The 531-nt window shown below is 48.4% G+C and carries 1 protein-coding gene; it reads left to right on the forward strand.

Features of this window, described 5'->3' with window-relative positions; all coding sequences use genetic code 11:
• Window positions 1–531: nitrate- and nitrite sensing domain-containing protein (locus tag R8O10_RS27275; RefSeq protein ID WP_318192240.1), on the forward strand; the 531-nt coding region annotated here is incomplete at both ends.

The raw sequence follows: 531 nt of genomic DNA on the forward strand, positions 1-531 counted from the left end.
ACCATTAATTTAAACACTCAGTCCCACCAAGCCCTGAAAGATCAGCAGCTAGTGACCTTAATCACCCACTACGACAACCTAGCGCATAATCTCGCCGTCGAACGTGGACTAACAGCCGGCGTACTGGGTAGCCAAGGCAAAACTGAGATCGTGCAAAAGCTGACTCAGCAAAGAAAAAAAGTCGATGACGCGATCAATTCATTGGTTCAACTTAACACGCCATTAATTAGCAGCAGCGATAGCTACGACTTACTCCAAGATGTCCAAGTACAGCTCAATCGACTCAATCAGGTTCGACAAGGGTTCGCCCGCCTTTCGCCTCAAACCGCACCTTTTGGTTATTACTCCAACCTGAATCAGCTCATCATCGACAACATTGACGTTTTGATTGCACAGACTCAAAGCCGAGAGCTAGGTACGCTTGGTGATGCGTTGATCTCTGTGATCGTGATGAAAGAGCGTGCAGGCCAAGCACGCGGCGCACTTAATGGGGTATTTGCGAAAGGAAGCGCCACATCTGTTTTGTTCTCC

Source organism: Vibrio sp. 1727 (assembly GCF_033344415.1).
In the GTDB taxonomy this organism is placed as follows: domain Bacteria; phylum Pseudomonadota; class Gammaproteobacteria; order Enterobacterales; family Vibrionaceae; genus Vibrio; species Vibrio alginolyticus.